1 protein-coding gene and 1 pseudogene are annotated in these 736 nt (G+C 67.7%); both read right to left on the bottom strand.

Translation table 11 applies throughout. The features are described from left to right. Window positions 1-483: FAD-dependent oxidoreductase (locus STSP_RS00050; RefSeq protein ID WP_157902757.1), on the bottom strand; the 483-nt coding region annotated here is incomplete at its 3' end. A gap of 20 nt (window positions 484-503) precedes the next feature. Beyond that, window positions 504-736, bottom strand: a pseudogene (locus tag STSP_RS00055) (NAD(P)/FAD-dependent oxidoreductase); the annotation flags it as partial.

Genomic DNA, 736 nt, shown 5'->3' on the forward strand with positions numbered 1-736 from the left:
GGCCTGGGCCGCCGCGACGGCGGCGCTGACGGCGCGGTCGGTGCGCAGAACGCCGCCGTGGGGATCGTAGACGGCGCAGTCGTCGGGGCGGAGGTTGTGCTGGGGGTAGCGCTCGGCCATCTCCTCGCGGCTGAGGACGTGGTGCTCGGCTCCGTTGATGCGCGTGGCCTCGAGAAGGCTGTTGATGAAGCTGCCGTTCGCCGTACCGATGGACAGGCTGCCGGTAGGCGTGAGGATGTCCTGCTGCCCGGTTTCCGCTTGCAGTTCTGCCCACAGCCTGCGGGAGCGTTCGATGATGGGGTAGTACTCGGGCCTGCCGAGGTAGACCATGCGGAACAGGCGGGTGTCTCCGCCCACGGCACTGCGGCCGTGGGCGGGGGTGGCGGCCTCGAAACCCACGACCGAGTCAGACAGCCGGGAAGCCTGCCACAGGGCCATGCTTCCGATGCTGCCCAGGCCGATGACAGCGAGTTGTGCGTCCATGAGAGCAGTTCCCTTTTCGTTTACTCGTGAAGTCCGGCGAGGCGGCTGCCGAATCGGGCCAGCAGCGAGGTCTTGCTGGAGCCCCTGCGCTCCTCCCACTGGTCGGCGATACCAAAGAGCCGGTACATGGCGTGAACACCCAGCCAGCGGATGGGCTCCGGTTCCCACTTCCGTGTCCGGTAGCCGACCCAGGGAAGCGTGGTCCGTTCGGTTTCCTTCTCGAAGGCGAGTTCCGCGAGGGTCCTGCCGCCGA

Origin of the sequence: Streptomyces jeddahensis (genome assembly GCF_001642995.1) — a bacterium.
Taxonomy (GTDB): domain Bacteria; phylum Actinomycetota; class Actinomycetes; order Streptomycetales; family Streptomycetaceae; genus Streptomyces; species Streptomyces jeddahensis.